The following is a 23809-nucleotide window of genomic DNA, read 5'->3' as shown; positions in this document are numbered from 1 at the left end:
ACGGCCACCGCCACCACGGTCAGGACCGTCGGCTCAGGCTCAGACGGTCGCCCTCGCCTTCTCCCGCTCCCCCGCCATCAGCGCCACGTACACCAGCGTCGAGACGGCGAGGCCCACCGCCCAGCCGTAGTCGGCGAGCGGCTTGAGGAACGGGATGAGGCCGTCCTGCGGGAACGGCCCCGAGGAGACCCCCTCCGCGTTCACGGTCGAGTAGGAGCCGCCGACCGCGAGGACGCCGCCCACCAGGAACGCGGCGATGGCCCGCCAGTTCCAGCCGGCCGAGTACCAGTAGCGGCCGCCCGCCGTGTACAGGTCCGCGAGGTGCAGGACCGTGCGGCGGATGATCCAGTAGTCGGCGATGAGGATGCCCGCGACCGTGCCGAGCAGTCCGCCGACCACGCCGAGCCACGTGAAGATGTAGAACTCGGGCGTGGAGATGAGCTTCCACGGGAAGATCAGGATGCCGAGGACGCCGGTGATCAGGGCGCCCGTGCGGAAGTTGATGAGCTTCGGCGCGAGGTTCGCGAGGTCGTACGCCGGCGAGACCACGTTCGCCGCGATGTTCACGGAGATGGTCGCGATCAGCACGGTGATCAGGGCGAAGAGCAGACCGAAGGTGTTGTCGGCCTTGGCGGCGAGGGTGACCGGGTCCCAGATGGCCTCGCCGTAGACGGCCTCGGAGCCGGAGGTGACGAGGACGGCGAGGATCGCGAAGAGCGTCATCGTCGTGGGCAGACCGAGGGACTGGCCCCAGGTCTGCGCCTTCTGGCTGGCGCCGAAGCGGGTGAAGTCGGGGATGTTCAGCGAGAGGGTGGCCCAGAAGCCGATCATGCCCATGAGGGAGGGGAAGAAGACCGGCCAGAAGTCGGCGCCCCAGCCCAGCTTGGACGGCTGGTCCAGCAGCGCGCCGAACCCGTCGGCCTTGACCGCGATCCAGATCAGCAGCACGAAGGCGCCGACGATCACGAAGGGCGCGGCCCAGTTCTCGAAGTGCCGCAGGAAGTCCATGCCCCGGTAGATGATCGCGATCTGGAGCGCCCAGAAGAGGATGAAGCAGAGCCACAGCGGCCAGGGGTTGCCGGCGATCTTCCCGGCGGTCTCCCACTGACCGCCGGTGAGCTTGGAGCCGAGGGCGAAGATGCCGCTGCCGCCGATCCAGGTCTGGATGCCGAACCAGCCGCAGGCCACGGCCGCGCGGATCATGGCCGGTATGTTCGCCCCGCGCAGACCGAACGAGGCGCGGGCGAGCACCGGGAACGGGATGCCGTACTTGGGTCCGGCGTGCCCGGTGGCCAGCATCGGCAGCAGCACGATGACGTTGGCCAGGGCGATGGTGAAGACGGCCTGCTTCCAGTCCATGCCGAGGGCGACCAGGCCGGAGGCCAGGGTCCAGCTGGGGATGCAGTGGGCCATGGAGATCCACAGCGCGGCGAAGTTGTACGTCGTCCACTTGCGTGCGGAGACGGGTACGGGACGCAGGTCCTCGTTGGCGAAGGGACTGTCGGCGGGGAAGGCCCCTGGGGCCAGTTCGATCCGGCCGGACGAGTCGACGGACTGGGCCATCGGCGACCCCGGGGGGACTGTTTCGGTCATGGGCAGGCCAATCAAGGAGGCGGGACGGGAGAGAAAGGCCGTGCGGGGCCTTGGGCCCCTCCCCGGGGGAGCGGGGAGGGAGTCAAGGTGTGGGGGGTCGTGATGGAGGGGAGCGTTCCGGATTGTGGCAGGAGCCGACCCGGGAGGGAATCCCCTGGTCAGCCGGTGATGGCGGGGATGACCGTGGAGCCGTACACGTCGATCACCCGCTCCTGCGCGTCGTGCATGTCGTACACGGCGAACTGGTCGACGCCCAGGTCCCGCAGCGCGTTCAGCTTCGCGATGTGCATCTCGGGGGTGCCGATGACGCAGAACCGGTCGACGATCTCGTCGGGGACGAACGCCGTGTCGGGGTTGTCGGCCCGTCCGTGGTGGGAGTAGTCGTACCCCTCGCGGGCCTTGATGTAGTCCGTGAGCTCCTCCGGTACGGCCGCGGAGTGCTCGCCGTACTTGGAGACCAGGTCGGCGACGTGGTTGCCGACCATGCCGCCGAACCAGCGGCACTGCTCACGGGCGTGGGCGAGCGCCTCCGGCGAGTCGTCCTCGGTGATGTACGCGGGGGCGGCCACGCAGATCCTCACCTCGGACGGGTCGCGCCCGACGGCGACGGCCGCGTCCTTGACCGCCTTGACCATGTACTCGGTGAGGTACAGGTCGGAGAGCTGGAGGATGAAGCCGTCGGCCTCCTCCCCCGTCATCTTCAGGGCCTTGGGGCCGTACGCGGCCATCCAGACCGGGAGTTCGGCGTCCTCCTTGATCCAGGGGAAGCGGATCACGGTGCCGCCGAGGTCGGCCTCTCCCCCGCTGCCCAGCGAACGGATGACCTTCATGGCTTCGCTGATCCGGGCCAGCGTGTTGGGCTTGCGGCCCGCGACGCGCATCGCGGAGTCGCCGCGGCCGATGCCGCAGACGGTGCGGTTGCCGAACATGTCGTTCAGCGTGGCGAAGGTCGAGGCGGTCACCTCCCAGGTGCGCGTGCCCGGGTTGGTGACCATCGGGCCGACCTTCAGTCTCGTGGTGTTCGACAGGATCTGGCTGTAGATGACGAACGGCTCCTGCCACAGCACGGCGGAGTCGAAGGTCCAGCCGTAGGTGAAGCCGTTGTCCTCGGCGCGCTTCATCAGCTCGATGACACGCGAGGCCGGCGGGTCGGTCTGCAGGACGAGTCCGAAGTCCATCTGCTCCGCTCCTAGTTGAGGTACTGACAGGTGGAGCGGGGGGTGTAGACGCCGTGCCCGGCGTGACCGGTGTACTCCCGCTCGCTGATGACGAGTTCGCCGCGCGAGAGGACCGTCTCGACCCGGCCGGTGGTGCGCTTGCCCTCGTACGCCGAGTAGTCGACGTTCATGTGGTGGGTCTCGGCGGACATGACCTGCTCTGCGTGCGGGTCGTAGATGACGATGTCCGCGTCGGCTCCAGGCGCGATCGTGCCCTTCTTGGGGTACATGCCGAACATGCGGGCCGGGGTCGCGCAGGCGATCTCGATCCAGCGGCGGCGCGAGATGTGCCCGTCGACAACGGCCTGGTGCAGCAGGTCCATCCGGTTCTCGACGCCCGGCAGACCGTTGGGGATCTTGGAGAAGTCACCGCGGCCGAGTTCCTTCTGCCCGACGAAGCAGAACGGGCAGTGGTCGGTGGAGACGACCTGGAGGTCGTTGGTGCGCAGACCCTGCCACAGCTTGGCCTGGTGCTCCCTGGGCCTCAGCGGGGTGGAGCACACGTACTTGGCGCCCTCGAAGTCCGGCTCCGCGAGGTTGTCGGTGGACAGGAACAGATACTGCGGGCAGGTCTCGCCGAAGACGTTGAGCCCTTCGTCGCGTGCCCTGGCCAGCTCGGCGACCGCCTCCATCGCCGAGACGTGCACGACGTACAGGGGCGCCCCGGCGACCTGGGCGAGCTTGATGGCCCGGTGGGTGGCCTCCGCTTCGAGGAGCGCCTTGCGGACCTCGCCGTGGTAGCGGGGGTCGGTCTCGCCGCGCGCCAGCGCCTGCTCGACCAGGACGTCGATGGCGATGCCGTTCTCCGCGTGCATCATGATCAGGCCGCCGTTGTCGGCGGAGCGCTGCATGGCGCGCAGGATCTGGCCGTCGTCGCTGTAGAAGACGCCCGGGTAGGCCATGAACTGCTTGAAGGAGGTGACGCCCTCCTCCACCAGCAGGTCCATCTCCTTGAGCGTCTCCTGGTTCACATCGGAGACGATCATGTGGAAGCCGTAGTCGATGGCGCAGTTGCCCTCCGCCTTGGCGTGCCAGGCGTCGAGGCCCTCGCGGAGGGTGTGGCCCACGCTCTGCACCGCGAAGTCGACGATGGTCGTGGTGCCGCCCCAGGCGGCGGCCCGGGTGCCGGTCTCGAAGGTGTCGGAGGCGAACGTGCCGCCGAAGGGCAGCTCCATGTGGGTGTGGGCGTCGACACCGCCCGGGATGACGTACTTGCCGGTGGCGTCGAGGGTGCGGTCGGCGGTCCAGGCCGCCGCGGTGGCCGTACCGCCGGCCGCCAGAGCGGCGACTCGGCCGTCTTCGATCAGGACGTCGGCGTGCAGTTCGTCTGACGCGGTGATGACGAGACCGCCGCGGATCAGAGTACGGCCGCTCATTCGGTCACGCTCCGTTCGGTTGTCGGGAAAGTGCCGGTCGTTCGTGGCGGGTCGCTCCCCCACTCTCGACTCCGCTCGAGCGGGAGGGGCCCCCATCGCGGCGGAAGCCGCATGTCAGGCACTGCCCCGCGACCCTTCGACGATCGGGGTCGCGGGGAGGCGTGCTACGGCGCCGTCAGCGGGCCGTACGCGTCCGGGCGGCGGTCGCGGAAGAACTGCCAGCGGTCGCGTACCTCGCGGAGCTTGGCGAGGTCGAGGTCGCGGACGACCAGTTCCGTCTCCTTGTCGCTCGCCACCTCGCCGACGAACTGGGCCTCCGGGTCGACGAAGTAGGACGTGCCGTAGAAGTCGTTGTCGCCGAGGTCCTCGACGCCGACCCGGTTGATCGCGCCGATGAAGTACTCGTTGGCGACGGCCGACGCCGGCTGCTCCAGCTGCCAGAGGTAGCGGGACAGACCGCGCGAGGTCGCCGACGGGTTGAAGACGATCTCCGCTCCGCCGAGGCCCAACGCCCGCCAGCCCTCCGGGAAGTGACGGTCGTAGCAGATGTAGACGCCGATCTTCCCGACCGCCGTGTCGAAGACGGGCCAGCCGGCGTTGCCGGGGCGGAAGTAGAACTTCTCCCAGAAGCCGGGCACCTGCGGGATGTGGTGCTTGCGGTACTTGCCGAGGTACTTGCCGTCCGCGTCGATCACGGCGGCCGTGTTGTAGAGGACTCCCGGCTGCTCCTCCTCGTACATCGGCAGCACCAGGACGAGGTTCAGCTCCTTGGCGAGCGCCTGGAAGCGCTTGACGATCGGGCCGTCGGGGATTGCTTCCGCGTACTCGTAGAACGCCTTGTCCTGGACCTGGCAGAAATAGGGGCCGTAGAACAGTTCCTGGAAGCACATGACCTGGGCGCCCTGTGCCGCCGCGTCGCGGGCCGCCTGCTCGTGGACCTGGATCATCGATTCCTTGTCGCCGGTCCAGGCCGTCTGGAAGATGGCTGCGCGGATGACTCTGCTCATCGGGACCTCCGGTCACTCGGTGTGAAGCGAGACTAGGAAGCCCGAAGGTCGGGTTTGAGTTGCACGGTGTCACGTCTGGAGCCGCTCGGCGTTCCACCGTGTCACCTCTTCGTGGACGCATGTTTCACCGCCGTTTTCCCAGGTCCCGGCATGTTTCAGCCCTGTTGCGCGTCGTGCGCGAGGAGGGCGATGTGCACGGACGCGGCCTGCTCGAAGTCGTCGAGGTCGACGCCCAGCCGGGCCTCTATGGCTTCGAGACGGCGGTACAGGGCGGGCCGGCTGACGTGGTGCAGCTGGGCGGTGTGCGACTTGTTGCGGCCGGTGGCGAGATACGTCCGCAGGACCGGCAGCAGATCCTGCTCGGCGTGGCGGTCGCCGCACAGCAGCCCGTCCAGCTCCCGCTCGGCGAAGGCCTGGACGTGCGGGTCGTCCCTCAGCAACCGGATCAGGCCGCGCAGATGGACGTCGCGCAGCCGTACGACGGCGGGCAGGTCGAGCCCGGTCGCCGACTGGGCTACGGCGTCGGCCACGTGCCGCGCTTCGCGCAGTCCCGCCGGGACCTCCTCCCAGGTGATGCGCGGCTCGGCCGCCGCCACGACCGTCCGGCGCACCCCGGACTCCGAGCGCAGCCGGGTCGCGAAGTGCGCGGTGAGGGCCTGCGCGTCCTGGTCCCGGGCGAGGCTCAGCAGCACGGCGGTGGCGCCCTCGGCGAGTTCGGCGACGAGGCCGGAGAGCCCCAGCATCCGCAGCACCCGGTCGAGTTGGGCCGGGTCTCCGTCGCGTACGACGAGCGGCACGAACGTCCGGCGGTTGACGGGCAGCCCGGCCGCCCGCGCCCTGGGCAGCAGTTGCCGGGCCGGTACGACACCGGAGACCAGGTCGGTCAGCAGGCTCTGCGCGGACTGCTCCTCCCAGCTGTGCGCGGTCCCGCCGAGCATGCGGTGCAGGACGAGCGCCTCGGCGGCCCGGTCGGCGAGGAGCCGCCCGGTGGCGGTGTCCCCGCGGTAGCCGCACAGCACGATCCGGCCCCAGCGCTCGCCGCGTCCGCCCAGTTCGGCGCGGATCCAGCCGTCGCCCTCGGTGCCGCCCGCCTGCCGTGAGATGCGCTCCCAGTCGCGCAGGACGTCGTCGACGGCGGGCCGCTCCCCCGCCGTGGCGAGGACGCGGTGGGCGAGGTTGGTGACGACGAGCGGACAGCCCGCGTGCTGGGCGATCTCGTCGAGCAGCCGTTGCAGCGGGGCGCCGGCCGTGATGAGGCCGGTCAGCGCGGTCCGTACGGCCTCGGAGAGGCTCACGGCGGCGAACTTCCGCCGGACGAGCCGGGACTGGACCTCCTCCGTCAACTCGGCGAAGGGGAACGGCCGGTGCAGCACCACCATGGGCAGTCCGCAGCGCTCCGCCGCCCGGCGCATCACGTCGGGCGGCGTCGGGAAGGCGCGGCCGAGGCCGAGGACGACGGCCGCGGCCTCGGCTCGGTGCAAGGAGCGGATGTACTCGGCCTGCGCCTCCTCGTCGCCAGCCAGGAGGACCCCGGTGGTGAGGACCATCTCGCCGCCGGTGAGCATGACGCCCACGTCGGGGGCCTCGGCCACATGCACCCAGCGCACGGGCCGGTCGAGCTGGCCGGCCCCGGCCACCACCTCGGGCTCTCCGGCGAGGACCCGGTCCAGGGTGAGGACCTGGCGTACCGACAGGGCGGGTTCCAGGGCGGTGGTCATGGGGCGTTCCTCAGATCTGCTCCGGTGGTGCTACCGAATGCTCCTCAGAGCACGTTCGAGGGCGTCGGCACCCTCCTCCGCCTCGGCGACGGTGAGGGAGAGCGGGGGCGCGATGCGCAGGGCGCTGGTGTTGTGGCCGCCGCCCTTGCCGATCAGCAGGCCCTCCCGGCGGGCGGCTTCGAGGACGGCGGCGACCGCGTCCGGGTTGGCCTCCTCGGTGCCCGGCTTCACCAGCTCGACACCGATCATCAGGCCCCGGCCGCGGACCTCCTTCACCTCCGGGACCTGCGCCGTGATCGCGCGGAGCCGCTCGATGAGCAGCCCGCCGACGCGGCGCGCGTTGCCCTGGAGGTCGTGCTCGACCAGGTAGTTGAGGTTGGCGAGGCCGGCGGCCATGGTGATCTGGGTGCCGCCGAAGGTGGAGATGGAGTTGCTGTCGAGGCAGTTCATGACCTCGGAGCGGGCGACGACACCGCCGATGGACATGCCGTTGCCGATGCCCTTGGCGAAGGTCAGGATGTCGGGCGGCCCGTTCTGCCCGTGTGCCTGCCAGCCCCAGAAGTTGTCGCCGGTGCGGCCCCAGCCGGTCTGCACCTCGTCGGCGATCCACAGCACGCCGTGCCGCTGGAGCACCTCGCGGAAGGCCGCGTACAGGCCGTCCGGCGGTGAGGTGAAGCCGCCGACGCCCTGGATCGGCTCGGCGATCAGCGCGGCGGGCGGCCGGACGTGGCCAAGGAGGTCCTCCAGGTCGGCGACGCAGGCCGCGATGAAGTCGGCGTCGCTCAGGTCGGCGTAGGGGCCTCGGGTGCGGACGCCGCCGTGCACGTACAGCGTTTGGAGCGGGGACAGCGACGTCGGTGACCAGCCCTTGTTGCCGGTGATGCCGACCGCGCTGAAGGAGCGGCCGTGGTAGCTGTTGCGCATCGCCAGGATCTGGTTGCTCCGCCGGTACGTCGTCGCCAGCAGCAGGGCGGTGTCGTTGGCCTCGGTGCCGGAGGTGGTGAAGAAGACCCGGGCGTCGGGGATGCCGGACATCTGGGCGATGCGTTCGGCCAGTTCCACCATGGGCCGGTTGAGGTAGAGCGTGGAGGAGTGGATGATCCGCCCGGCCTGCTCGCTCACCGCCTTGGTGACCTCGGGCAGCGCGTGCGCCGTCATCGTGGTGAGGATGCCGCCGAAGAAGTCGAGGTACCTGTTGCCGGCGGCGTCCCAGACGTGGCGGCCCTCGCCGTGGGTGATCTCCAGGGGGTCCGCGTAGTAGAGCGCGAGCCAGTCGGGCAGCACGGCCTTGTGGCGGCCGAGCAGTTCGTCGGTCACGGCTGCACCACTCCTTTCACTGCGGTACGGGTGCGGCGTGTCAGGGCTGTACGTGCCTACGTCAGGGCTGTACGAGTCCTTCGTACGCGTCCGGCCTGCGGTCCCGATAGAACGCCCACTGCGTGCGTACGTTCTCGATCAGGTCGAAGTCGAGGTCCCGTACGACGAGTTCCTCGTCCTGGTCGCTCGCGGTGTCGCCGACGAACTGGCCGCGCGGGTCGACGAAGTACGAGGTGCCGTAGAAGTCGTTGTCGCCGTACTCCTCCACGCCGACGCGGTTGATCGCGGCGACGAAGTACTCGTTGGCGACGGCCGCCGCGGGCTGTTCGAGCCGCCACAGGTGGGACGAGAGGCCGCGGTGCGTGGCCGAGGGGTTGTAGACGAGCTGGGCGCCGTTCAGGCCGAGCTGGCGCCAGCCCTCCGGAAAGTGGCGGTCGTAGCAGATGTAGACGCCGACCTTGCCGACGGCGGTGTCGAAGACCGGCCAGCCGAGGTTCCCGGGCTTGAAGTAGTACTTCTCCCAGAAACCCTTGACCTGGGGGATGTGGTGCTTGCGGTACTTGCCGAGGTAGGTGCCGTCGGAGTCGATCACGGCGGCGGTGTTGTAGTAGAAGCCGGACTGCTCGACCTCGAAGACCGGGACGACGATCACCATGCCGGTCTCGCGGGCCAGCTCCCGCATCCGCGTGACGGTCGGCCCGTCGGGCACGGGTTCCGCCCAGGCGTAGTGCTCCGGCTCCTGCACCTGGCAGAAGTACGGCGCGTTGAAGACCTCTTGGAAGCCGATCACCTTGGCGCCCTGCCGGGCCGCCTCGCGGGCGTGCTCGACGTGCTTGGCGACCATGGACTCGGTGTCGCCGGTCCAGGTCGCCTGGACGAGGGCGGCTCGTACGACGTTGGCCATGTCAGCTGCTCCTTCGACCGGGAAAGTCAGAGAGCCTCTACGCCCGTAGAAACAGGCCGTAGAGGCTTGAAAGTAAGCCTCGCCGACGGGCTGGGCAAGACCATCGCCGTTAACCGGCCGAGTCGATCACGTTTCGCACTCCAGTGGGTGATCGCCTCCTTGTGCCCCCGCGTCCGCGCGCGGCGGGCCGGTCGCGGCTCCCGGTTGGGCCGTCAGGCGAGTCCGGCGACGCGCAGGGCGTGCGCCACGTCCCGGTGGCGGTCCTCCGACACGGCACGGGCCGCTTCCACGACCATACGGGTCAGCCGCTGCGGGTGCGCCTCCGCGACGCGCGCCGCCTCCTCGGGCGTACGCGTGCGTACATACGCGTCGAGCAGCGCACGCGCCTGTCGCTCGCGCCCCTCCTCGGTGAGGCCGAGCACCGCCTCGCCGATCTCCTCGGCGGGCCGCGCGATGCCCTGCCGCAGCATCTGCTCCCCGTCGGTGCCGCGCCCCACGGCGTTCAGGGCGTCGACGACGGCGACCAGCCGGTCCACGGGCAGCGAGGCGGTCTCCCACAGCAGGGTCGCCCAGTCGGCACCCAGTCCTGCCCGGTGCATGTCAGCCGCGAGCAGCGGGAAACGGGCGGCGGGCCACTGGGCGACCTCCACGAGCAGGGCGTGTGCCTCCCCGCTGCGCCCCTCCTTGCGCAGCCGCAGCAGCCGCTCGACGGTCCCGGCGACCTCCCGCCGCGCCTGGTCGTCCAGGGCCTGCCGGGCCGGCCGCTCCGTCCGCTGCGGCGGCACGGTCTCCTCGGCGACCCCCGCGTAGCGAGCGCCCCGGCGCGCACGCGCCTGGGGCGCGGCCGCCTGCGCGGGCGCGCTCTCGGGCACGACGACGGGCGCCTCCTCCGCCTCCACGGCACCGGCGAAGCGGGCTCCACCCCGGGGACGCCGCTTGGCCCGCTTCTTGGACGCCACCGCCTCGGTCTCCGATGCGGCGGCCTCGGGCGCGGAGCCGTGGGGGTCGTGCGCGCCCGCGTGGGCGGTGCGGGCGTCGTGCGCGCCCGCGTGGACCGTCTGCACGTCGCGCACGCCCGCGTGGACAGTCCGGGCGTCGTACGCGATCTCATGGCTCTGGGCCTGGAGCTGGGCCTCGCGGCCGACCGTGTGGGCGTCGCCCTCCGGGCCCGTGTACGTACGGCCGGTGCGGCCGCCGGGTGTCGCCGCCTCCTGCCCGCGCCCTTCCGCGTCCGGCGCCCGGGAGAAGGCACTGGCGGGGTCGTCCGGGAAGCGCGTCGCGCCCCGCACAGGCAGGTGCGGGGCGCGACGGTCGAGGTTCTCCATCCGGGCGCGCAGTTCGGCGCAGCGGGCTGTGGCCCGTTCGTGGTCGTCGTGGGCCCAGGCCAGGTCGAGACGGAGGGACTCGGCCTCCTCCCGGGTGGTGGCGGTACGGAGGCGGCGGTTGAGTTCGGCGGTGCGCTCGGCGGCGTACCGCTGCTCGCGGAGCATGACGTCGAACTGGTCGCCGAGGGCGTCCCGGCCGCCGGGCAGGGCGTCGTACGCGGCGAGCGAGGCGCCGTGCAGGGCGCGGGCCCGCTCGGTCTCCTGGGCGGCGACCGCGGGACCGTACGCGGTGTGGAGGTCGTGCATGAGCGCTTCCACGACGTCCCACGGCGGAACCTCCAGGCCGTCGAGGCAGGCCCGCATGCCGTCCGGGTCGCGCCGCCAGAAGACGGCGCACCAACCGCCGCCCTGGTCCAACTTCGTCATCAGCTTGTTCAGGTAACCAGCGAACTCCCGGACCTCGCCCGGGAGTTGATCCACAGCCATCCCACGCTCCCCGGCAGACTGGAGTGCCCCGGTCCGCCAGAAAACACCAGCCGTGTTACAGGAGGGCTACGCCGAGTTTTCGGCCCGGACGCAGTGTCCTGTGCGGGCCGATCCGGCGGCTGTGCGCAAGGGATTCAGGCCATGCGACGACGGGCTCCGGCCAGTTCCCGTACGGAGGGCGCCCCTCCGCCCGCTCAGGCCACCGCCGCCGGCGGCGCGGCCTCCAGCGGTGTGCAGCGTCCGGCGAGCTCGTCCATGGAGAGGCCGAGCGTGCGGGCCAGGGCGGCGATCGTGAAGAAGGCCGGGGTGGGGGCGCGGCCGGTCTCGATCTTGCGGAGCGTCTCCGCGGAGATGCCCGCGCCGGCGGCGATCTCCGCCATGCTGCGACCGCCGCGGGCCTCCCGCAGCAACCGGCCGAGCCGCTCGCCGCGTTCGCGCTCTTCGGGGGTCAGAGGGGTGCGCACCATGCGCCCATTCTAATACCGACCCCCCTCGGGGAAGCGGTATTAGAATTGGAAGTTGACCGGTATAGTAATTGGCATGGTGGAACTGAAGACGGACGCGTCCATGGACGCGATGTACGAGGCCGGGCAGGTCGTGGGGCGTGCGCTCAGCGCGGTGCGGAAGGCCGCCGACGTGGGTGTGTCCCTGCTCGAACTGGACGAGGTGGCGCGCGAGGTGCTGCGCGAGGCGGGCGCCACGTCGCCGTTCCTCGGTTACCGGCCCTCGTTCGCGCCGACCCCGTTCCCGGCGGTGATCTGCGCCTCGGTGAACGACGCGATCGTGCACGGCATCCCGACCTCCTACCGGCTCCGGGACGGCGACCTCGTCTCCATCGACTGCGGCGCCCATCTGGCCGGCTGGGCCGGTGACTCGGCGATCAGCTTCGTCGTGGGCGAGCCGCGCCCGGCCGACCTGCGGCTGATCGAGACCGCGGAGCGGGCGCTGGAGGCGGGCATCGAGGCCGCCGTCGTCGGCAACCGCATCGGCGACATCGCCCATGCCATCGGCTCGGTGTGCCGTGCCGCCGGGTACGGCGTCCCCGACGGCTTCGGCGGCCACGGCATCGGCCGCCACATGCACGAGGACCCGTCCGTCCCGAACGAGGGCCGGCCGGGACGGGGGCTCCCGCTGCGGCACGGCCTGGTGCTCGCGATCGAGCCGATGCTGACCGGCGGCGGCAAGGACGGGTACCACGCGGCCCCGGACGGCTGGACCCTGCGCACGGACGACGGTTCCCGCGCGGCCCACGTGGAACACACGGTGGCCATCACGGACGCGGGGCCGAGGGTGCTGACCGCACGGTAGAGCGCCACGGGCCCACCGGTGCGATGCCGGGTGCGGGTGGGCGAGGAAAAGCACGGGGCGCAGCCCCGGTCGCTTTTCAGGGGCGCGGGGAACTGCGCGAGCAACCACAACGAACCCGCACCCGCCCACGCACGCCCACCCCGACGACGCCCCCGGGTGTAGCCGCGCAGCGACAGGGCACTCGCGTGCCAATGAACAGCGGATTCCCGGGGCCCGAGGGCTACGGTCCGGACCCCTTCAGTGAGTTCTTCGCACGCTTCTTCGGCGGACCCCGCCCCCAGCGCATCGAGATCGGGCGACTGATGAGCGGCCAGGCCCGGCAGTTGGTGGCGGACGCGGCGGCGTACGCGGCGCAGCACGGCAGCAGCGACCTGGACACCCAGCATCTGCTGCGCGCCGCGCTCACCGCCGAGCCGACCCGGAGTCTGGTGGCCCGCGCGGGCGCCGATCCGGACGCGCTCGCCGGGGAGATCGACGAGCGGTCGGGCCCGGCCCGGCACAAACCCGGCCAGGGGCCGGCGCCCGCGTCACTCGCCCTGACGCCGGCGGTCAAACGGGCCCTGCTGGACGCCCATGAGCTGGCCCGTGCCGCCGGCTCCGGTTACATCGGCCCCGAACACGTCCTGAGCGCCCTCGCCGGCAACCCGGACTCGGCCGCCGGGCACATCCTGAACGCCGCGCGCCTGTCGGCCGCGTCGCTGCCGCCCGAGGCGTCCGAGCCACCGCCGAACGGCACCCAGCCCGGACTGCCGCGTCCCCTGTACCCGCAGTCGGAGCTGCCGCGCCGCGCGGCCACGCCGACCCTCGACAAGTACGGGCGCGATCTGACCGAGCAGGCGCGCCAGGGCCGTATCGATCCGGTGATCGGGCGGGACGAGGAGATCGAGCAGACCGTCGAGGTGCTGTCGCGGCGGGGCAAGAACAACCCGGTCCTCATCGGCGAGGCGGGCGTCGGCAAGACGGCGATCGTGGAGGGGCTGGCGCAGCGCGTCGCCGAGGGCGACGTGCCCGATGTGCTGGCCGGGCGCCGCGTGGTCGCCCTGGACCTGTCGGGGGTGGTCGCCGGTACCCGCTACCGGGGCGACTTCGAGGAGCGGCTGACCACCATCGTCGACGAGATACGGACGCACTCCGAGGAGCTGGTCGTCTTCATCGACGAGCTGCACACCGTCGTGGGCGCCGGTTCCGGCGAGAGCGGCGCGATGGACGCGGGCAACATCCTCAAGCCGGCGCTGGCGCGCGGCGAGCTGAACATCGTGGGCGCGACGACCCTGGAGGAGTACCGCAGGATCGAGAAGGACGCGGCGCTGGCCCGCCGGTTCCAGCCGGTGCTGGTCTCCGAGCCGTCCGCCGCCGACGCGCTGGAGATCCTGCGTGGGCTGCGCGACCGGTACGAGGCCCACCACCAGGTCCGCTACACCGACGAGGCGCTGGCGGCGGCCGTGGACCTGTCCGACCGGTACCTCACCGACCGGCGGCTGCCCGACAAGGCCATCGACCTGATGGACCAGGCGGGCGCCCGGGTGCGGCTGCGTTCCCGCACGAAGGGCACGGATCTGCGGGTTCTGGAGCGGGAGATCGAGCAGCTGACCCGTGACAAGGACCAGGCGGTCGCGAGTGAGCAGTACGAGCAGGCGACGCGGTTGCGCGACCGGATCGCCGAGTTGAACGAGCGGGTCGCCGAGGGCCGTGAGAGCGACCTGGCCGACGACGGGCAGAGCCTGGGGGTCACCGCCGAGGACATCGCCGAGGTGGTGTCCCGGCAGACCGGCATCCCGGTCAGCAGCCTCACCCAGGAGGAGAAGGAACGGCTGCTCGGGCTGGAGGAGCATCTGCACCAGCGGGTCGTCGGGCAGGACGAGGCGGTGGGCGTCGTCGCCGACGCGGTGCTGCGCTCGCGCGCCGGGCTGGCCAGCCCCGACCGGCCCATCGGCAGCTTCCTCTTCCTCGGCCCGACCGGCGTCGGTAAGACGGAGCTGGCCAGGGCGCTGGCGGAGGCCCTCTTCGGCAGCGAGGACCGGATGGTCCGCCTCGACATGAGCGAGTACCAGGAGCGGCACACGGTCAGCCGGCTGGTGGGCGCGCCGCCCGGTTATGTGGGCCACGAGGAGGCCGGTCAGCTCACCGAGACCGTACGGCGGCACCCGTACGCGCTGCTGTTGCTGGACGAGGTGGAGAAGGCCCACCCGGATGTGTTCAACGTCCTGCTCCAGGTCCTCGACGACGGCCGGCTCACCGACTCCCAGGGCCGCACGGTCGACTTCACCCACACGGTGATCGTCATGACGAGCAATCTGGGCTCGGACGCGATCACGCGCCGCGGGGCCGGGCTGGGCTTCGGGGCGGGCGGTGCCGAGGCGGCCGAGGAGGACCGGCGTGAGCGGATCCTCAGGCCGCTGCGGGAGCACTTCCGGCCCGAGTTCCTCAACCGCGTCGACGAGATCGTCGTGTTCCGGCAGCTCACGGCAGAGCAACTACGGCGCATCACGGACCTGTTGCTCGAACGGACCCGGGAGCGGCTGCACGCGCGGGGCATCGGCATCGAGTTCACCGACGAGGCCGTCGACTGGCTCGCCCGCCACGGCCACCAGCCCGAGTACGGGGCCCGGCCGCTGCGCCGCACTATCCAGCGGGAGGTCGACAACCCCCTGTCCCGGTTGCTCCTCGACAGCCGGCTGCCGTCCGGCAGCCGGGTGCGGGTGGAGACGGAGGACGGGCGGCTCGCCTTCCGCACGACGACGCCGCCCGCTCCGGAGGGATCAGACGTGGGCTGAGGTGGGCTGACGCGGACTAGTGCGTCGGGTGCACCACCATGGCCGAGCCGCCGCCGCGGCGTACCGTCTCGGCGGCGGCCAGCCACTTGCCGTTGGGCAGTCGCTGGACACCGGCGACCGCGCCGATCTCGGGGTTCTGCCGGAAGGCGTGCCCGATGGCTTCGAGCTTTCCCTTCAGGGGGCTGTTCCACAGGCCCGGTTCGAGTTCGGTGGTGGTCTGGTTGCGCTGGCTGGCGCGGGGCGCGGCGATGGCGTCGACCAGCGGCAGGCCCCGGTCGAGGAACCCGGTCAGGGTCTGCAGCACGGTGGTGATGATGGTCGCGCCGCCGGGCGAGCCGAGCGCCACCACGGGCCTGCCGTGCTTGTCGAGCACGATCGTCGGTGACATGGACGAGCGCGGCCGCTTGCCCGGCCCCGGCAGGTTCGGGTCGTGCACGGCCGGGTTGGCGGGGGTGAAGGAGAAGTCCGTCAGCTCGTTGTTGAGCAGGAAGCCACGGCCGGGCACGGTGATGCCGCTGCCGCCGGTCTGCTCGATGGTGAGGGTGTAGGAGACGACGTTGCCCCACCTGTCGGCGACGGTGAGGTGGGTCGTGCTGTCGCCCTCGTACGTCGTGGGCGCGGCGGTGCCGCCCGTGGGGCAGGCCGCCGGGTGGCGCGGGTCGCCGGGGGCGACGGGGCTGGTGAGCACCGCGTCGTCCTTGATCAGGCAGCCGCGGGAGTCGGCGTACCGCTGCGACAGCAGTTCCTTCGTCGGTACGTCCTCGAAGGCGGGGTCGCCCACCCAGCGGCCCCGGTCGGCGAACGACACACGGCTCGCCTCGATGAGGTGGTGCAGGTACTGGACGTCGCTCGCCTTCGACAGGTCGGTCCGCTCCAGGATGTTGAGCGCCTCGGCGACGGTGGTGCCTCCGGAGGAGGAGGGAGCCATGCCGTACACGTCGAGTCCGCGGTACGACGCCTTGGTGGGCGCCTGGTTCTTGGTGCGGTAGGCGGCGAGGTCGGCGGTGGTCAGGTCGCCGGGGCGGGCGTTGTAGCCCGACGCGGGGTCGACGGGCGGCTTGTTGACGGTGGCGACGATGTCCCGGGCGATGTCGCCCTTGTAGAGCGCCCCGACGCCCTCGCGGCCCAACTCGGCGTAGGTGCGGGCCAGATCGGGGTTCTTCAGCGTCGAGCCGACCACGGGCAGTTGTCCGCCGGGCAGATAGAGGTCGGCCGTCGCGGGGAAGTTGCGGAACCGGGCCTCGTTGGCGGCGGTCTGAGCGCGGAAGGTGGCGTCGACGGTGAAGCCGTCGCGGGCGAGCCTCTCGGCGGGCCTGAGCAGCTTGGCGAGCGGCTTGCTGCCCCAGTTGCGCAGCGCGGTCCGCCAGGTGGCGGGCGTGCCCGGCGTGCCGACGCTCAGTCCGCTCGTCACGGCCTCGGCGAACGGGATGGGCGTGCCGTTCTCCAGGAAGAGGCTCTCGTCGGCGCTGAGCGGCGCCGTCTCACGGCCGTCGACGGTGTGCACCTCGCGGCTCGCGGCGTCGTAGTAGACGAAGTAGCCGCCTCCACCGATGCCCGCCGAGTACGGCTCGGTGACGCCGAGGGCGGCGGCGGTCGCGACGGCCGCGTCCACGGCGTTGCCGCCCTTCCTGAGGACCTCGATCCCGGCGGCCGAGGCGTCGGGGTCGACGCTCGCGACGGCACCGCCGTAACCGACGGCGACCGGCACCTTCTCGACGGGCTCCGTCGCGGCGGACGTCGGCGGCGCCGCCGCCCCCACCGACACCACGGCGGACACCGCCGCAAGAACCGTCAGTTTCCGCGCGACAGGGCGACGCAGACGCATCCGTACCTCCAGTCAACGACCGTTCGCGCAGACTAACGTGGCCGCCGTCCCGCCGTCAGCGGCGTCTCGGCCAACTGGCCGCCCCTTCATTCGCCCGCGACGGGACGTCGTACGGGAGGATCCGCACAGGTGACCGAGCGGGCGGCCGGGTGGAGCCGGTCAAGGAATCGGACACGGATTCGGACAGTGTTCGGTCGCGCCCGCTACCATGCGCGGCCATGAATGACGACGTGCGCAATATCGTCCTCGGCGTGATCGCGGCGGGCATCAGTGCCTCGCTGGGCTGGTTCGTCCGGACCTACCTGTGGAAGCGCAAGCTCCGCCGCAAGCAGGCGTTCTTCGGGCTGCCCGAGAACTCCGAGTCTCTGCTGGTGGTCAACCGCGATCCGTCCAGCGCGGACATGGCGGTGCACCGCTTCGACGTGTTCGCGCTGCTGGAGCTTTCCGCCCTGATCAAGGACTGCGGTGCGCACGCCCAGATGATCACCCAGGACGCGGCCCAGCAGGGCTTCGGCGAACGCACCGAGTTCTGTGTGGGCGGGCCCGTCTCCAACCGCCGGATGGCCGCGCACATCGGGGCCATGCTGCCGGGCATACGTTTCAACACCGATCCCGAGCCCGGCCCCGACCGGGCGGCCTTCCTGGTCGGCGACGACACCTACCGACTGGAGCCCGGTGTCACCGAGCACGTCCTGCTGGCCCGGCTCACCACGGGCCAGCCCCACCAGGCCCGGCCCGTCTTCCTGTTCTGCGGCCAGCGGGCCATCACCAACCAGGCGGCCACCCGTTACCTCGCCCGCCACCACGAGCGGCTCCACCGCAAGTACGGCACCGGCAGCTTCGTCCTCCTGCTGAAGGTCATCAACTCCCAGGCGTACGGCCCCGATGTCGTCGAACTGGTCGCGGACGTCACCCGCGCCGCTCAGACCCCACCGGCGGCGCTCCCCGCCAAGGCCACGCACCGGGCCTCGTAGGGCAGGTTCGCAGGACAGGCTCGCAGAACGGGACGGGCGAGCCCCGCCGACGCGTTCACGCCAACTGTTACCGTCACGTAACTTACCGAGGAGTTACCTCTGGTAAGCCGCGGCGGTTACCGTCGGGTCACTTTGCACTGACACGAGTGAGGAGCGACCCGTGAGACACCCGCACGGCACCACATCGCGCACGGCGAAGGCCCTGCGCACGACGACCGTGGGGGCCGTGTCGGCCACCCTGGTCGCCGGTACGGCCCTCGGACTCGCCCCCACCGCCCAGGCGGCCTCGGCGGACTCCCCCACCACCCGCTTCGTCGACATCACGGGTGCCGACGGCACGGTCCTCAAGGCCAATGTCGTCGCCCCCGCCGACGCCTCCCGCAGCTACCCGCTGCTCGTGCTCCCCACGAGCTGGGGGCTGCCGCAGGTCGAGTACCTGGCCCAGGCGCAGCAGCTCGCCAAGGCCGGTTACGTCGTGGTCAGTTACAACGTACGGGGCTTCTGGGAGTCCGGCGGGTACATAGAAGTCGCCGGGCCACCGGACATAGCCGACGCCTCGAAGGTCATCGACTGGGCACTCGCCCACACCCCGGCCGACGCGCGCCGCGTAGGCATGGCCGGGCTGTCGTACGGCGCGGGCATCAGCCTGCTCACCGCAGCGCACGACAAGCGGGTCAAGGCGGTCGCCGCGCTCAGCGGCTGGGCCGACCTCATCGACTCCATCTACTCCGGGCGCACCCAGCACCTCCAGGCGGCGGGGGTGCTCGACGGCGCCGGCCGGATCACGGGGCGTCAGAGCCCCGAGCTCCAGGAGATCTTCAAGAACCTCTACGCGTCCGACCTGACCAAGGAACAGGACATGATCGAGTGGGGGAAGAAACGTTCCCCCGAGACATATGTGGACGCCCTCAACACCAACGGCACAGCCGTCATGCTCGCCAACGGCTGGGGCGACTCGATCTTCCCGCCCAACCAGTACGCCGACTTCTACGAGAAGCTCACCGGCCCCAAGCGCCTGGAACTGCGGCCCGGCGACCACGCCACCACCGAGCTGACGGGCCTGTTCGGGCTGCCCAACGACGTGTGGACGGACACCCGGCGGTGGTTCGACCACTATCTTCGGGGCCAGGCCAACGGCATCGACGCCGAGCAACCCGTGCGGCTGAAGTCCCGTACCGGCGGCGCCTTCGAGGGCTATCCGGACTGGAAGTCGGTCACCGCCACCCGCAAGAAGATCGCCCTCGCGAGTGGCACCACGATCCACGCGAACGTCGACTCGGGCGCGAACGGCGGGGTGGTCTTCCTGTCCAGCGTCCTCGACCAGGTCGTCCAACTGCCGCCCGTGGCCTCCATGCCCCTGCTTCCGCGCCGCTGGGCGGCCGTGTGGCAGTCGGAGAAGTACCGGACGACGCAGCAGGTGCGGGGCACCGCGAAACTGCACACCACGGTGACGGCCACCAAGGAGAGCGGCACCCTCGTCGCCTATCTGTACGACGTGGGCCCGCTCGGCCTCGGCAAGCTGGTCAGCCACGCGCCGTACACCTTCCACGGCGAGACGCCCGGCAAGCCGTTCGGCGTGGACCTGGAGTTGTTCTCCACGGCCTACGACGTTCCGGCGGGCCACCGTCTCGCCCTGGTCGTCGACACGGTCGACCCGCTCTACATCGAGCACAACCCGTCCGGCGCGCAGCTGACCTTCTCCTCGCCGCCGAACGACCCGTCGTACGTGTCGATCCCGCTGCGCGAGCAGTGATCTCCGGCTGCCGCCGGGCGGGCCTGGCCCCTGGCTACTGCGCGCCTGGCAGCAGCGTCCCCTTGTGCGACCGGGATGGAGTCCTCGGCCTCGTCACCCCCAAGTGGAGGAACCGCTCATCGTAGTCGAGGCCCGCGCCCGGTCCAGCGGCGGCGGTCAGTGCTTGAGGATCTTGGAGAGGAAGTCCTTGGCGCGGTCGCTGTTCGGATTCGTGAAGAACTCGTCGGGCGTGCGGTCCTCGACGATGCGCCCGTCGGACATGAAGACGACACGGTTGGCGGCGGAACGGGCGAAGCCCATCTCGTGGGTGACGACCACCATGGTCATCCCCTCACGCGCCAACTGCTGCATGACTTCGAGGACTTCGTTGATCATCTCGGGGTCGAGGGCGGAGGTGGGCTCGTCGAAGAGCATGACCTTCGGTTCCATCGCCAGCGCCCGCGCGATCGCCACACGCTGCTGCTGGCCGCCCGAGAGCTGTGCCGGGTACTTCGGCGCCTGATCGGCCAGGCCGACCCGGTCGAGGAGGGCGCGGGAGCGCTCGTCGGCGTCCTCCTTCTTCCTTTTCCGGACCTTCACCTGACCCAGCGACACGTTCTGCAGGACCGTCTTGTGCGCGAAGAGGTTGAAGGACTGGAAGACCATGCCCACGTCCGCGCGGAGCGCCGCGAGGGCCTTGCCCTCCGCGGGCAGCGGCTGCCCGTCGAGCAGGATCTCCCCGGAGTGGATGGCCTCCAGCCGGTTGATGGCCCGGCAGAGCGTCGACTTCCCCGACCCCGAGGGGCCGATGACCACGACCACCTCCCCCCTGCCGACGGTGAGCTCGATGTCCTGGAGGACATGCAGCTCCCCGAAGTACTTGTTCACACCATGCAGTTCGATCAGCGGATCGACAGCCATGCCCTGCCCGCCCTGTTCGCTCTCGGCCGTGTCGTGTCGCAGGTGCCGCAAACTATCCGCACGCGAGGTGGCTCCACACGCGACACGCACCGTCGGGGATTAGCCGTATTGTCAGGAACGCTCACCCCTCCGCGATCTCGGCGTACAGCTGCGACAGCTCCGGTGCTCCGTTGTCGGCCCATTCGTGTCCGGCCTCGACCACGTGGATCTCCCGTCCGGAGGCCAGCCGCACCACGGGTTGTCCATTGGGCCAGATCTCCCAGCGGGCGCCCGGAACGGTGCGGACGACGACGGTTCCGAGGTAGAGCCCGGCGTCGTTGCCCAGCCAGGTGGCGGTCTCCTCGTCGTCGCGCCAGCGCGGCACCAGCTGGTCGAGCGCCTCCAACGAGTCCGCCGAGTCGTCGAGTTCGACCCCTGCCTGCTGGGCCTGCGCGCGCAGCAGCTCGCATTCGGAGAGGAGTCCGGCGATGCGCTCGTGGCGTTCCTGACCGTTGTCGTCCCCCTCGTTCTCGTCGGCGGATATCACCGCGACTCCCAGGGCGGGACCACGCTTCTTGCGCCAGTTGCCCAGGAAAGGGATGTTCATGCGGTCAGCGTGTCATTCGCACCGCCCTTCGCACCACAGGCGCGCGGAGATCGCCTGTTCGCCCGGAGTTCGCGCCCGGTTCGCGCCTGCCTCATTGACGGGTCCCTGACGCCTCTTTAGTTTCGTGGCGCATCCGTCGTCATCAGGGGAACGGGAGGGTCGCGCGTGCGCCGACGCGTCTGGGGAACGGCTGTCGTACTGGGCCTGTTGGCGGGGGTCGCCCCCGTCGCGTCGGCCCGTGCCGCCACCGGCGGGGCGGGCGAACCGGTCCCGCTTGCACGGCTGTTCGACAACCGGGCGGTCAGTGACGACGCCCGGCCCGGTGAGGCCGACTTCGACGGCTCGGGCGGTTCGCTCTCGGCACGGGACCTGACGGCGGCGGGCTGGACTCCGGGCGGCGCACTGACCGTCCAGGGCGCCCGCCTGACCTGGCCGGACCGTGCCCCGGGCGAGGCGGACAACGTACGGGCCGACGGCCAGTCCGTGCGGGCACGGGGCCGGGGTGACGCCCTCGCCTTCCTGGTCGCCGCGACGGGCGGCGCCGACGCGAGCGGCACGGGGACGGTCCGCTACACCGGCGGCGCACGCTCCTCGTATCGGCTGACCGCCCCCGACTGGCGCACCGGCCCGCTCGCCACCAAGGCCGTCGCCCTCCCCCACATCAACACGCCCGGCGGTCAACTCGCCGAGAAGGCCCGGCTGTACGTCGTCACCGTGCCGCTGGTACGGGGCCGGCAGGTGGCTTCCGTGACGCTGCCGCGCGACCGGGACCTGCATGTGTTCGCCCTGTCGGTGCGGCCCGAGTCACGGGGCTGGACCGGCAGTTGGGCGGCCTCCACCTCGGGCTACACCGCCGTCGGCCCGTGGACCGACCGCACCCTGCGGCTGGTCGTGCACACCTCGGCGGGCGGGCCCCGGGTGCGGATCCGGCTCGACAACACGTTCGCGTCGGCGCCCGTGCGGGTCGGCAGCGCGACGGTGGCCCTGCGGGCGGAGGGGGCCGCCGCCCTCGGGACTCCGGTTCCGCTGGCGTTCGGGGGCCGGGCGGGCACCGAGATCCCGGCGGGCGCGCAGGCGTTCAGTGATCCGCTGGGCTTCGAGGTGCCACCGGACACGGATCTGCTGGTCAGCTTCCATCTGCCCGGCGTGGTGCCGGCCGCGCCCGTGCACCGGCTGGCCCAGCAGACCTCGTACGTCAGCGAGCCGGGCGATCACGCGGGGGACGGGTCGGCTGCGCCCTACACGTCGACGATCACGACCTGGCCGCTGCTCACGGGCGTCGACGTGGGAGGCGGGCCGGGGTCGGTCGTCCTCCTCGGCGACTCGATCACCGACGGGGAGCGGACGACGGTGGGCGCGAACCGCCGCTGGCCGGACGTCCTGGCGGACCGGCTGCGACAGCAGCGCCTGGTCCCCCGTTACGGGGTCCTCAACCAGGGGATCTCCGCGAACCGGGTGGTCACCGACCGCTATCCCGGCGACGGTGTCTCAACCGACACGGGCGGGGTCAGCGCCCTCCACCGCCTCGACCGCGATGTCCTCGCCCAGACGTCCGCCCGTACCGCCGTCGTCTTCCAGGGCGTCAACGACGTCCGCTGGGGCGGCACGGCGGACCAGGTCGTGGACGGGCTGCGGGAGATCGCCGCCCGGGGCCACGCACGCGGTCTGCGGATGCTGGTGGCGACGATCGCGCCCTGCGAGGGCGAGGCCCGCTGCACGGCGGCCGCCGACGCCCACCGTGTCGCGATCAACGAGTGGATCCGCGGCAACGACACGTTCGACGGGGTGCTGGACTTCGACCGGGTGCTGCGCGACCCCGACCGGCCGGCGCGGATGCTTCCCGCATACGACAGCGGGGACCATCTGCATCCGGGCGAGGCGGGGCTCGCCGCGCTGGCCGAGTCGGTGGATCTGCGGCTGCTCTGAGGCGCGGTCCGCGGGGCCGCTACACGTCCAGGTCCACCACCACCGGCGCGTGGTCCGAGGCGCCCTTGCCCTTGCGCTCCTCGCGGTCCACGTACGCGTCCTTCACGGCCTTCCCGAACGGTTCGTTGCCGTAGACCAGGTCGATGCGCATGCCGCGGTTCTTGGGGAAGCACAGCTGGCGGTAGTCCCAGTACGTGAAGGGGTGCTCGTACTTGAGGGGGCGCGGGACGATGTCGGAGAGGCCGGCCTCGCGGAGGGAGGCGAGGGCGGCGCGCTCGGCGGGGGTGACATGGGTGGCGCCCTCGAAGGCGGCGACGTCGAACACGTCGTCGTCCGTGGGGGCCACGTTGTAGTCGCCCATGACGGCGAAGGGGCGGCTGCCTGCGGCGTCACCGGCGACGGCGGCCTTGAGCGCCTCGAACCACTGGAGCTTGTACGCGTAGTGCGGGTGGTCGACCTCGCGGCCGTTCGGCACGTACACCGACCAGACGCGGACCGGGCCGCAGGTGGCGGAGATCGCGCGGGGCTCCACCAAGCCGTCGTAGCCGGGGTCGCCGGGCAGGCCCTTGACGACGTCCTCCAGGCCGACGCGGGAGATCACCGCCACGCCGTTCCACCGGCCGGTGGCGTGCACCGCGGCCTCGTAGCCCCGCTCGCGCAGCGCGTCGAAGGGGAAGGCGTCCTCGGCGATCTTGGCCTCCTGGAGGCACAGCACGTCCGTGCCGCTGGTCTCCAGCCAGGCGAGGAGCCGCGGGAGGCGGGCAGTGATCGAGTTCACGTTCCAGGTGGCGATACGCATGCCCCACAACTTACCGGGCGG

18 protein-coding genes are annotated in these 23809 nt (G+C 71.3%); 5 read left to right on the top strand and 13 right to left on the bottom strand.

Annotated elements, in window-relative coordinates; all coding sequences use genetic code 11:
- Window positions 1-39: 39 nt before the first annotated feature.
- The 9 genes from ACZ4Z3_RS12715 to ACZ4Z3_RS12675 all read right to left on the bottom strand — a co-directional run bounded on the left by ACZ4Z3_RS12715 (window position 40) and on the right by ACZ4Z3_RS12675 (window position 11410).
- The gene (locus ACZ4Z3_RS12715) at window positions 40-1593 is read right to left on the bottom strand and encodes an NCS1 family nucleobase:cation symporter-1 (protein WP_468500971.1); all 1554 of its coding nucleotides are present in this window, start codon (window positions 1591-1593) and stop codon (window positions 40-42) included.
- Between the two features lie 158 nt (window positions 1594-1751).
- Entirely contained in the window at window positions 1752-2771 is a 1020-nt protein-coding gene (locus ACZ4Z3_RS12710) for a TIGR03842 family LLM class F420-dependent oxidoreductase (protein WP_468500970.1), read from the bottom strand.
- Window positions 2772-2782: 11 nt separating this feature from the next.
- Complete coding sequence (gene hydA / locus ACZ4Z3_RS12705) at window positions 2783-4186, bottom strand: dihydropyrimidinase (RefSeq protein ID WP_468500969.1); 1404 nt, start codon at window positions 4184-4186, stop codon at window positions 2783-2785.
- A 164-nt stretch (window positions 4187-4350) separates the two neighbouring features.
- On the bottom strand, window positions 4351-5193 hold the full coding sequence (locus ACZ4Z3_RS12700) for a nitrilase-related carbon-nitrogen hydrolase (protein ID WP_055715801.1): 843 nt from the start codon (window positions 5191-5193) through the stop codon (window positions 4351-4353).
- 155 nt (window positions 5194-5348) lie between these two features.
- A complete protein-coding gene (locus ACZ4Z3_RS12695; RefSeq protein ID WP_468500968.1) occupies window positions 5349-6911 on the bottom strand; it encodes a PucR family transcriptional regulator in 1563 nt (520 codons plus the stop codon).
- Between the two features lie 30 nt (window positions 6912-6941).
- Window positions 6942-8228, bottom strand: coding sequence for an aspartate aminotransferase family protein (locus tag ACZ4Z3_RS12690; protein WP_468500967.1), 1287 nt, complete (start codon window positions 8226-8228; stop codon window positions 6942-6944).
- A gap of 61 nt (window positions 8229-8289) precedes the next feature.
- Window positions 8290-9132 (bottom strand): nitrilase-related carbon-nitrogen hydrolase, encoded by an 843-nt coding sequence (locus tag ACZ4Z3_RS12685; protein ID WP_468500966.1) that lies wholly within the window; start codon window positions 9130-9132, stop codon window positions 8290-8292.
- A 212-nt stretch (window positions 9133-9344) separates the two neighbouring features.
- On the bottom strand, window positions 9345-10943 hold the full coding sequence (locus ACZ4Z3_RS12680; RefSeq protein WP_468500965.1) for a hypothetical protein: 1599 nt from the start codon (window positions 10941-10943) through the stop codon (window positions 9345-9347).
- A gap of 194 nt (window positions 10944-11137) precedes the next feature.
- A complete protein-coding gene (locus tag ACZ4Z3_RS12675) occupies window positions 11138-11410 on the bottom strand; it encodes a helix-turn-helix domain-containing protein (RefSeq protein ID WP_099967648.1) in 273 nt (90 codons plus the stop codon).
- A 73-nt stretch (window positions 11411-11483) separates the two neighbouring features.
- Here ACZ4Z3_RS12675 and map point away from each other — a divergent pair, with 73 nt between their 5' ends.
- Window positions 11484-12251, top strand: coding sequence for a type I methionyl aminopeptidase (gene map, locus ACZ4Z3_RS12670; RefSeq protein WP_468500964.1), 768 nt, complete (start codon window positions 11484-11486; stop codon window positions 12249-12251).
- 191 nt (window positions 12252-12442) lie between these two features.
- Window positions 12443-15025 carry an ATP-dependent Clp protease ATP-binding subunit gene (locus tag ACZ4Z3_RS12665; protein ID WP_468500963.1) on the top strand — a complete coding sequence of 861 codons (2583 nt, stop codon included), beginning with the start codon at window positions 12443-12445 and terminating at the stop codon, window positions 15023-15025.
- Window positions 15026-15041: 16 nt separating this feature from the next.
- Here the strand turns inward: ACZ4Z3_RS12665 and ggt are convergent, their stop codons facing one another.
- A complete protein-coding gene (gene ggt, locus ACZ4Z3_RS12660; RefSeq protein ID WP_468500962.1) occupies window positions 15042-16850 on the bottom strand; it encodes a gamma-glutamyltransferase in 1809 nt (602 codons plus the stop codon).
- Between the two features lie 218 nt (window positions 16851-17068).
- Here ggt and ACZ4Z3_RS12655 point away from each other — a divergent pair, with 218 nt between their 5' ends.
- Window positions 17069-17824 (top strand): hypothetical protein, encoded by a 756-nt coding sequence (locus ACZ4Z3_RS12655; RefSeq protein WP_468500961.1) that lies wholly within the window; start codon window positions 17069-17071, stop codon window positions 17822-17824.
- A gap of 160 nt (window positions 17825-17984) precedes the next feature.
- Window positions 17985-19577: a CocE/NonD family hydrolase gene (locus ACZ4Z3_RS12650; RefSeq protein ID WP_468500960.1), complete on the top strand. Its 1593-nt coding sequence runs from the start codon at window positions 17985-17987 to the stop codon at window positions 19575-19577.
- A 156-nt stretch (window positions 19578-19733) separates the two neighbouring features.
- Here ACZ4Z3_RS12650 and ACZ4Z3_RS12645 read toward each other — a convergent pair whose 3' ends face one another.
- Both ACZ4Z3_RS12645 and ACZ4Z3_RS12640 read right to left on the bottom strand, forming a co-directional pair.
- Window positions 19734-20477: an amino acid ABC transporter ATP-binding protein gene (locus ACZ4Z3_RS12645; RefSeq protein ID WP_099968191.1), complete on the bottom strand. Its 744-nt coding sequence runs from the start codon at window positions 20475-20477 to the stop codon at window positions 19734-19736.
- A gap of 121 nt (window positions 20478-20598) precedes the next feature.
- Window positions 20599-21063 carry a DUF6278 family protein gene (locus ACZ4Z3_RS12640; protein WP_468500959.1) on the bottom strand — a complete coding sequence of 155 codons (465 nt, stop codon included), beginning with the start codon at window positions 21061-21063 and terminating at the stop codon, window positions 20599-20601.
- A 165-nt stretch (window positions 21064-21228) separates the two neighbouring features.
- On the opposite strand from ACZ4Z3_RS12640, the gene ACZ4Z3_RS12635 reads away from it, so the two are divergent.
- Window positions 21229-22989: an SGNH/GDSL hydrolase family protein gene (locus ACZ4Z3_RS12635; RefSeq protein WP_468500958.1), complete on the top strand. Its 1761-nt coding sequence runs from the start codon at window positions 21229-21231 to the stop codon at window positions 22987-22989.
- 19 nt (window positions 22990-23008) lie between these two features.
- Here the strand turns inward: ACZ4Z3_RS12635 and ACZ4Z3_RS12630 are convergent, their stop codons facing one another.
- A complete protein-coding gene (locus tag ACZ4Z3_RS12630) occupies window positions 23009-23788 on the bottom strand; it encodes an exodeoxyribonuclease III (RefSeq protein WP_468500957.1) in 780 nt (259 codons plus the stop codon).
- Window positions 23789-23809: the final 21 nt, after the last annotated feature.

The organism is Streptomyces sp. NPDC030296, from assembly GCF_055572815.1.
Note: the sequence above shows the minus strand (reverse complement) of the source record. Positions and strands in the feature narration are given on the sequence as shown.

What these genes read in the sequence shown, in the direction of transcription:
- ACZ4Z3_RS12715 (WP_468500971.1), bottom strand. Translation starts at nt 1,593, where the DNA reads ATGACCGAAACAGTCCCCCCGGGGTCGCCGATGGCCCAGTCCGTCGAC.
- ACZ4Z3_RS12710 (WP_468500970.1), bottom strand. Translation starts at nt 2,771, where the DNA reads ATGGACTTCGGACTCGTCCTGCAGACCGACCCGCCGGCCTCGCGTGTC.
- hydA (WP_468500969.1), bottom strand. Translation starts at nt 4,186, where the DNA reads ATGAGCGGCCGTACTCTGATCCGCGGCGGTCTCGTCATCACCGCGTCA.
- ACZ4Z3_RS12700 (WP_055715801.1), bottom strand. Translation starts at nt 5,193, where the DNA reads ATGAGCAGAGTCATCCGCGCAGCCATCTTCCAGACGGCCTGGACCGGC.
- ACZ4Z3_RS12695 (WP_468500968.1), bottom strand. Translation starts at nt 6,911, where the DNA reads ATGACCACCGCCCTGGAACCCGCCCTGTCGGTACGCCAGGTCCTCACC.
- ACZ4Z3_RS12685 (WP_468500966.1), bottom strand. Translation starts at nt 9,132, where the DNA reads ATGGCCAACGTCGTACGAGCCGCCCTCGTCCAGGCGACCTGGACCGGC.
- ACZ4Z3_RS12680 (WP_468500965.1), bottom strand. Translation starts at nt 10,943, where the DNA reads ATGGCTGTGGATCAACTCCCGGGCGAGGTCCGGGAGTTCGCTGGTTAC.
- ACZ4Z3_RS12675 (WP_099967648.1), bottom strand. Translation starts at nt 11,410, where the DNA reads ATGGTGCGCACCCCTCTGACCCCCGAAGAGCGCGAACGCGGCGAGCGG.
- map (WP_468500964.1), top strand. Translation starts at nt 11,484, where the DNA reads ATGGTGGAACTGAAGACGGACGCGTCCATGGACGCGATGTACGAGGCC.
- ACZ4Z3_RS12665 (WP_468500963.1), top strand. Translation starts at nt 12,443, where the DNA reads ATGAACAGCGGATTCCCGGGGCCCGAGGGCTACGGTCCGGACCCCTTC.
- ggt (WP_468500962.1), bottom strand. Translation starts at nt 16,850, where the DNA reads ATGCGTCTGCGTCGCCCTGTCGCGCGGAAACTGACGGTTCTTGCGGCG.
- ACZ4Z3_RS12655 (WP_468500961.1), top strand. Translation starts at nt 17,069, where the DNA reads ATGAATGACGACGTGCGCAATATCGTCCTCGGCGTGATCGCGGCGGGC.
- ACZ4Z3_RS12645 (WP_099968191.1), bottom strand. Translation starts at nt 20,477, where the DNA reads ATGGCTGTCGATCCGCTGATCGAACTGCATGGTGTGAACAAGTACTTC.
- ACZ4Z3_RS12640 (WP_468500959.1), bottom strand. Translation starts at nt 21,063, where the DNA reads ATGAACATCCCTTTCCTGGGCAACTGGCGCAAGAAGCGTGGTCCCGCC.
- ACZ4Z3_RS12630 (WP_468500957.1), bottom strand. Translation starts at nt 23,788, where the DNA reads ATGCGTATCGCCACCTGGAACGTGAACTCGATCACTGCCCGCCTCCCG.